7 protein-coding genes and 1 tRNA gene are annotated in these 7,955 nt (G+C 64.8%); all 8 read left to right on the top strand.

Features of this window, described 5'->3' with window-relative positions; all coding sequences use genetic code 11:
- Window positions 1–5 precede the first annotated feature (5 nt).
- The 8 genes from Q0S16_RS26165 (at window position 6) to Q0S16_RS26200 (ending at window position 7,772) form a co-directional block, all read left to right on the top strand.
- Window positions 6–1,367 carry an AtzE family amidohydrolase gene (locus Q0S16_RS26165; RefSeq protein ID WP_295855468.1) on the top strand — a complete coding sequence of 454 codons (1,362 nt, stop codon included), beginning with the start codon at window positions 6–8 and terminating at the stop codon, window positions 1,365–1,367.
- 1 nt (window position 1,368) lies between these two features.
- Entirely contained in the window at window positions 1,369–1,755 is a 387-nt protein-coding gene (gene hpxZ, locus Q0S16_RS26170; RefSeq protein ID WP_295855460.1) for an oxalurate catabolism protein HpxZ, read from the top strand.
- A gap of 14 nt (window positions 1,756–1,769) precedes the next feature.
- Window positions 1,770–2,513: a GntR family transcriptional regulator gene (locus tag Q0S16_RS26175; RefSeq protein WP_295855462.1), complete on the top strand. Its 744-nt coding sequence runs from the start codon at window positions 1,770–1,772 to the stop codon at window positions 2,511–2,513.
- A 166-nt stretch (window positions 2,514–2,679) separates the two neighbouring features.
- A complete protein-coding gene (locus Q0S16_RS26180) occupies window positions 2,680–4,170 on the top strand; it encodes an MFS transporter (RefSeq protein WP_295855464.1) in 1,491 nt (496 codons plus the stop codon).
- Between the two features lie 51 nt (window positions 4,171–4,221).
- Window positions 4,222–4,977 carry a trehalose-phosphatase gene (otsB, locus tag Q0S16_RS26185; RefSeq protein WP_295855471.1) on the top strand — a complete coding sequence of 252 codons (756 nt, stop codon included), beginning with the start codon at window positions 4,222–4,224 and terminating at the stop codon, window positions 4,975–4,977.
- Window positions 4,978–5,131: 154 nt separating this feature from the next.
- On the top strand, window positions 5,132–6,601 hold the full coding sequence (locus tag Q0S16_RS26190) for a trehalose-6-phosphate synthase (RefSeq protein ID WP_295855466.1): 1,470 nt from the start codon (window positions 5,132–5,134) through the stop codon (window positions 6,599–6,601).
- Between the two features lie 327 nt (window positions 6,602–6,928).
- Window positions 6,929–7,018 (top strand) — tRNA-Ser (locus Q0S16_RS26195).
- Window positions 7,019–7,316: 298 nt separating this feature from the next.
- Window positions 7,317–7,772 carry a hypothetical protein gene (locus tag Q0S16_RS26200; protein WP_295855467.1) on the top strand — a complete coding sequence of 152 codons (456 nt, stop codon included), beginning with the start codon at window positions 7,317–7,319 and terminating at the stop codon, window positions 7,770–7,772.
- The last annotated feature ends 183 nt before the right edge of the window (window positions 7,773–7,955 follow it).

Below are 7,955 nucleotides of genomic sequence, written 5' to 3' on the forward strand. Positions count from 1 at the left end.
CCGACATCGCGAAAGCGGTCGCGACGAAACAGGTGACCGCGCTGGCCGTGACCGAGGCCGCATTGGCGCGCATCGCCAGCCATAATCCCGTGCTCAACGCCTTCACCGACGTCACGGCCGAACGCGCTTGCGTCACGGCAAAGGCCGTCGATGCGGCGATCGCGGCCGGCCAAAGCGTCGGCCCGCTGGCCGGCGTGCCGTTCGCGGTGAAAAACCTGTTCGACGTCGAGGGGCTGCCGACCCGCGCCGGCTCGAAGATCAACCGCGAACGCCCGGCCTCGACCCGCGATGCCACGCTGGTCGAGCGGCTGGAGGCGTCCGGCGCGGTGCTGCTGGGCGCGCTCAACATGGGCGAATACGCCTATGATTTCACCGGCGAGAACGTCCATGACGGCGCCTCGCGCAATCCGCACGATTTGACGCGGATGACCGGCGGCTCGTCCGGTGGCTCCGGCGGCGCGGTCGGCGGCGGGCTGGTGCCGCTGGCGCTGGGCTCGGATACCAATGGCTCGATCCGGGTGCCGTCGTCATTCTGCGGCATCTTCGGCCTGAAGCCGACCTATGGAAGGCTGTCGCGGGCGCGATCCTTTCCCTTCGTCGCCAGCTTCGATCATCTCGGCCCGTTCGCGCGCAGCGTCGAGGATCTCGCTCTGTCCTACGACGCGATGCAGGGGCCGGATGCCGACGATGCCGCCTGTTCGACGCGCGCCGTCGAGCCGGTGAGCGCGGTGCTGGCGCAGGATATCGGCGGTCTCCGGATCGCGCTGGCCGGCGGCTATTTCAAGAACAATCTGTTTCCGGAGGCGCGCGAGGCGGTCGCCCTGGTGGCGAAGGCACTCGGCGTCAGCCGCGAAGTGGAGTTGCCGGAAGCCGCGCGTGCCCGCGCGGCCGCCTATGTGATCTCGACCGTCGAGGGCGCCTCGCTGCATCTCGACCGGCTGCGCACGCGGCCCAATGATTTCGATCCGGCGACGCGTGACCGGCTGCTGGCCGGCGCGATGGTGCCGGCGCCTCTGGTCGACCGCGCGCAAAAATTCCGCCGCTGGTATCGCGCCCGGGTGCTGGAATTGTTCAGGGATGTCGACGTGATCATCGCGCCGGCGACGCCCTGCATCGCGCCGAAACTCGGCCAGCAGACCTTCGTGCTCGACGGCGTCGAACTGCCGGTGCGCGCCAATATCGGCGTTCACACCCAGCCGATCTCCTTCATCGGCCTGCCGGTGGTGGCGGTGCCGGTGCCGCTCGATCCGATGCCGATCGGCGTCCAGATCATCGCCGCCCCGTGGCGGGAAGACATCGCATTGCGCGTCGCCTTTGCGCTGCAACAGGCCGGCACCGTCGCCGCCAAACGCCCACAGGGATTCTGACATGGATATCGATCTACCCGACGTGCTCGCCGAAGTGAGCGCCGCCTTCGCGCGCTACGAAGCGGCTCTGGTCAGCAATGACATCGCCGTGCTCGGCGAGCTCTTCCGCGACGATCCGCGGACGCTGCGCTACGGCATGGGCGAGAACCTCTACGGCTATCACGAGATCCAGGCCTTTCGCGGCGCGCGCCCCGCGGTCGGTTTGATGCGGCGCACCGCGCGGACGGTAATCTCCTCCTACGGCCGCGACACCGCGGTCGCCTCGACGCTATTTTACCGCGATAATGCGCCGGGTAGAGTGGGCCGGCAGATGCAGACATGGGTGCGATTCGCCGAGGGCTGGCGTATCGTGGCCGCGTCGGTCAGCATCATCGACGAGCCGAAATAGGTTCAGGAACGAGCATGAGCTTTGACGACCTGATCGCGGTGCCGCGCGTCGGCGGGCTGCGCCGCAAGGCCACGGCCGGGCCGCTCAGCTGCGTCGACCGCGCCGGAATCAGCACCGGCAAGGTGACCCGCGCCGAGGAGTTGCGGCTGCAACTCGCCGACGAGATCGTGCGCGGCGTGCTGGCGCCGGGCTCGGCGCTCGATGAAACCGATATCGCGCTGCGCTTCAGCGTCTCCCGCACCCCGGTCCGTGAAGCGCTGCGGCAGCTCGCCGCCAGTGGCCTGGTGGATTCCCGCGCGCATCGCGGCGCGGTGGTGGCGCAGCCGTCGCTCGAACGGCTCACCGGCATGTTCGAGGCGATGGCCGAACTGGAGGCGCTGTGCGCCGGGCTGGCGGCGCAGCGGATGCCGGCGGCGGAGCGACATGCGCTCGAAGCCGTGCATGAGGAATTGCGGGTGCTGAGCTATGATGGCAATCCGGATCGTTTTCACGAGGTCAATGAGCGTTTCCACAACGCCATCTATCTCGGCTCGCAAAACGATTACATCGCCGAGATCACGCTGGCGACGCGGGTGAGGGTGCAGCCATTCCGCCGCGCCCAGTTCCGCAATCTCGGGCGCCTCGCCAAATCGCAGGCCGAACATGACCGCGTCGTCGTCGCCATCATGCGCGGCGATCGCGCGGGCGCCGCGGCCGCGATGCGCGCGCATATCGAGCTGGTGCGCGGCGAATACGAGCATTACGCGGTGTCGCTGTAGGGCGGATGCCTCGATGTCCGGAACCTATGCCTGCCTCGCGGGTTGGTTGATCATGGCATGAACGCAAATTGAACCCGGTCGCCAGATCCCGGGCGACTTGCCTTGAACACCGATGACACCGCGCTTCCGCCAGCGGCATCGCAGGGATGCTCTGGAGCGAAGTGGCATGGCCATTGTGGGCAGCAGGGATCGCTTGGTCGGCGCGTCGAACGCGCGGCCTTCGGCGTCGCCTGGCCGTGTCATCGAAACCGATATTCCGTCCCGGCTGGATGCGCTGCGCTGGAGCGCGTTTCATACCTGCGTGGTGCTGGCGCTGGGTATCACCTGGATTCTCGACGGGCTGGAAGTCACGCTGGCCGGAACCTTGTCCGGCGCGCTGAAGCAGGATCCGCTGCTGAAATTCTCAAATTTCGATGTCGGGCTGTCGAACAGCGCCTATCTCGCCGGCGCCGTGCTCGGCGCGCTCGGCTTCGGCTGGCTCACCGACCGCATCGGCCGCAAGAAACTGTTCTTCATCACGCTGGCGCTCTATCTCAGCGCCACCGCGGCCACGGCGCTGTCGTGGAATCTGGCGAGCTACGTGCTGTTTCGCTTTCTCACCGGCGCGGGCATCGGCGGCGAATATACCGCGATCAATTCCACCATCCAGGAACTGGTGCCGGCGCGCTATCGCGGCTGGACCGATCTGGTGATCAATGGCAGTTTCTGGCTGGGTGCCGCGCTCGGCGCGGTCTGTGCCATCGTGCTGCTCGATCCGGCGAATATGTCGCAGACCTATGGCTGGCGCGTCGCCTATCTCACCGGAGCGGTGCTCGGCCTTGTCGTGCTGCTGATGCGGCTGTGGATTCCGGAAAGCCCGCGCTGGCTGATGATCCATGGCCAGCCGGAGCGCGCCGAGGCAATCGTCGCCGAGATCGAAATTTCGGCGCATCAGCAGGCCGCGCCGTCGGCGCGGCAAGCGCTGCCGAAGATCCGGCTCACCATGCGCGACCATACGCCGCTGCGCGAGGTCGCACATACCCTGTTCGTGCTGTATCGGCAGCGCTCGCTGGTCGGGCTTGCGCTGATGGTGGCGCAGGCGTTCTTCTACAACGCGATCTTCTTCACCTACGCGCTGGTGCTGACCGACTTCTTCGGCATCGCCTCCAATCAGGTCGGCTGGTACGTTCTACCGTTCGCGGCGGGCAATTTTCTCGGCCCGCTGCTGCTCGGCCGGCTGTTCGATACGCTCGGCCGCCGGCTGATGATCGCGATCACCTATGGCGTCTCCGGTGTGTTGCTGGCGATCTCGGGCTATCTGTTCTCGATCGACGTGCTGAGCGCGCAGACCCAGACCATCGCCTGGATGGTGATCTTCTTCTTCGCCTCGCCGGCGGCCAGCGCGGCCTATCTCACCGTCAGCGAGACCTTTCCGATCGAGGTCCGGGCGCTGGCGATCGCGGTGTTCTACGCCGTCGGCACCGCGATCGGCGGCGTCGCCGGACCGGCGCTGTTCGGCGTGCTGATCGATACCGGCTCGCGCCACAGCGTGTTTGCCGGCTACCTTCTTGGTGCCGTCCTGATGATCGCCGCGGCGGTGATCGGGTGGCGCTATGCCATCGCGGCGGAACGCCAGCCGCTTGAATCCGTTGCACGGCCGCTGGCCGTAGTGGAGTAGGATAAAGAAATGACCCAGAACCTTGCGAAAGCCGCCAATGATGACGATGCGATGACGAGCTACCCGCATACGCCTACCGAATTGATGCCGCCGCTTGGCGAATGCGCGCTGCTGCTCGACATTGACGGCACGCTGCTCGACATGGCACCGACGCCGCGCGAGGTCTGGGTGCCGCCGGAACTGGCCACCGCGCTGGGCCGGCTGCTGCGGCTCACCCATGGCGCGCTGGCGCTGGTATCCGGCCGCTCGCTGAATGATATCGACCTGATCTTCGCGCCGATGCAGTTTCCGGCGGTCGGTGGCCATGGCGCGGAAATGCGGCTGTCGCAGGAGAATCAATCCGTCGCCTCGCATGCGCCGCCGCTGGACGCCGAATTGAAGCGCCGGCTCGCCGCTCTGGCCAAGCTCAGCCCCGGCATTCTGCTGGAGGACAAGGGCTATTCGCTGGCGCTCCACTACCGACTCGCGCCGCATGCGGAGCAGGCGATCTATGATGCGGTGTCGGCCATTCGCGCCGATCTGCCGAATGCGCCGATCGAAGTACTGCCCGGCAAGTTCGTCTGCGAGATCAAGCATGCCGGCTTCACCAAGGCGACCGGCGTGATCGAGCTGATGACGCATGCGCCGTTCAAGGGAAAGCGTCCGGTATTTCTCGGCGACGACGTCACCGACGAAACCGTGTTCGCGATCATGCCGGGGATGAATGGTCTGGCGTTTTCGGTCGGTCGCCACGCGCAAGGCGTCGCCGGGCATTTCGGGGAACCACGCGATGTGCGGTCGTGGTTGTCGCAGCTCGTGACGACATAAGTACCAATCGCCGCGAGACGCCTAGTTTGGACCGTAGAAGAGTACCAATTTGGCGCAACCGTGCCCAAGTTTGGTGTCAATTAGGTCGAAGGGTGACGAGGAACCATAGTGATGAACAACCGTTTATAAACGACCACTCCAGGAGGGAGACCCTGTGAACCTCGTCGTTGTATCGAACCGCGTTTCAAGGGCTTCCGCCAGTGAACCGATGACCGGTGGCCTCGCCGCCGCGCTGCTTCCCGTCGTCGAAAAATCCGGCGCGATCTGGGTTGGTTCCAGTGGTCGCGTCCGCGACGGCGCCCAGAAGGAACCGTTCGCCGAAATCGAGGCGCTCGGCGCCGGCGCGCTGGCGATGCTGGATCTGCCGGCGGCGCATTATGCCGGCTATTATGAAGGCTTCGCCAATTCGGCGCTGTGGCCGGCGCTGCATTCGCGCACCGATCTGATCCGCTCCTCGCATGACGACTATCAATCCTATCGCGAGGTGAACTGCTTCATGGCGCGGGCGCTGCTGCGCTTCCGCAAGCCGGACACCGTGTTCTGGATTCAGGATTACCATTTCCTCGCGCTCGGCGCGGAACTGCGCGACCTCGGCGTCACGCATCCGATCGGCTTCTTCCTGCATACGCCATGGCCGACGCGGGCGATCTTCGGCGGCGTGCCGCATCATCGCGAGCTGGTCGAGGCGATGCTGGCCTATGATCTGATCGGGTTCCAGACCGACGACGACCGCGACAATTTCCTGTCCTATATCGAAAACGAACTCGGCCTCGACGCCAGCGATGGCGTGGTCGCGTCGCGCTTCGGTACTTCGCGCTGCGCGGTGTTTCCGATCGGCATCGATCCCGCGAAATTCGCCGCCCATGCCGCCAAGGCCGCCTCGCATCCCGACGTGTCGCGGCTGCGCCGCAGCCTGAACGGCGAGAAGCTGGCGATCGGCGTCGACCGCGTCGATTATTCCAAGGGGCTGATCAACCGCATCGAGGCCTTCGACCGCATGCTGACGCTGCGGCCGCAGCTGAAACGCACGGTGTCACTGCTGCAGATCGCCACGCTGTCGCGCGGCACCATCGAGGCCTATGGCGATTTGCAGAACCAGCTCGCGAAGCTGGTCAGCGACGTCAATGGCCGCCATGGCGAGGTCGACTGGACGCCGATCCGCTATCTCAACAAGGGCTTCAGCCAGACCGTGCTGGCGGGGCTGTACCGCACCGCGCAGGTCGGGCTGGTGACGCCATTGCATGACGGCATGAACCTGGTCGCCAAGGAATATGTCGCCGCGCAGAATCCGGTCGATCCCGGCGTGCTGGTGCTGTCGAAATTCGCCGGCGCCGCCAATGAGCTCGACAGCGCGCTGCTGGTCAATCCGCATGATATCGACGGCATGGCGCGCACCATCGCCACCGCCTTCTCGATGCCGCTGCGCGAGCGCCAGCTGCGCTGGGAAGCCATGATGGCCAGGCTGCGCGCCGGCACCATCCAGGACTGGTTCGCCGATTTCGTCGAGGCGCTGCGGGAAGCCCATGTCGCCAGCGAACAGGCCGGTGCCAAATCGGCGTCGGAGCCGCCGATCCTGTGGCCGGCAGCCGCGTTCGGCTCGACCGCGGGCTCGCGGTTTCACTGATCCGGTCGTCGGGGGCTTGGCGCCCGCCGTGGATTCGGATTCCGCCACGTGATCCGCCCGGGGGAATCATATTCCGGACGCTGTGCCATGCGCCGCCGTCAGGAGGCGTGCTGCACCGCGGAGCCGGGACCGCCCCAAACGCCGGTGAGCTGGCCGATCCCCGGCCCTGGATCGCCGCGACGTCGCGTCGCCGATCCGGCCTGGCCCGGATTGGCCGTCGATCCGGCCAAAATAGCTCAAATCATTCAATTGCTTGAGAAAAAGCCCGGTTCCCCGGCCGAGGTCCCTTGCAAATTGCCGCCCGCCGCTTCATGAGAAGGCGCGCGGGGAGAGATGGCCGAGTGGCTTAAGGCGCACGCTTGGAAAGCGTGTGTGCGGGAAACCGTACCGTGGGTTCGAATCCCACTCTCTCCGCCACCGACGCTGCGGTTTCGATGCTACCCGTGGATAAACTCTCCAAAAACCCCAATAAAAACAACCTGCCCTTTAACTGGTGCCGTACGAGAGAACTGCTGATTTCGGAGGTTTGGGGCTGGAGAAAGCGTTTTTCTCCAAACCTTAGTACTGCGGCGATTTGGTACGGTTTTCAAAGGCAGCCATTTAAGGTGTTTGCAGCTGCGGTCTTGCTCACGGTTCGAATCCCTGTCGGGCAAGGGAGCACGCCACGCTCAATTGGCAGTTTGGGCACTCACGGGCCACCAGTGAAACGGATCAAATGACAACGCGGACCGGGCCAAAAGCTCAAGACTATTCGATCGTCGCCGGCTCAATAGGCCCCCGCCGTGACTTTCGGATCAGTGTCGGATTACGAGAGGGGTGGGACGCCGAAGGCCGCGTCTTTGACGTTTCCGAAGCTGTCCGCACTGCCCATGCCTGGATGAGACGCCGCGTCGAGGCGGGCCAGCCCGCGCTTTCCGGTATGTTTACCCGCGCAGAAGTCGCTTACGCTTGGCCACGTCTCGACGGGACGGTGGGCTCTGATCGCGAACCTATTGCGCTTTTTACCGGAGAGGCTGTTCACGCCTATCTAGGGCACTTATCCGACGATGCAATTGTGGCGATGTTAAACGAGCTCGCTGTTGAGCTGGGAGCGGCGCTTGGCCAAGAGCGCATGTATGTCACGTTTACTGATCGAACATGGATATTGGACGCGGGCGAACGTTCGAACTAGTACTGCGATTTGGTACGGTTTGAAAGGCAGCCATTTTGGGTGCTTGCAGCTAAGGTCTTGCTGACGGTTCAAATCCCTGTCGGACGTGCGAGTACAGTCGAGACCGATGCCTTATCGAAGTTCGAATTCCGTCGCCTCAGTCAGTTGGTCCGGGCAATTGGCCATAACGCCGATTCGATCGAG

Source organism: Tardiphaga sp. (assembly GCF_025356345.1).
Taxonomy (GTDB): Bacteria; Pseudomonadota; Alphaproteobacteria; order Rhizobiales; family Xanthobacteraceae; genus Tardiphaga.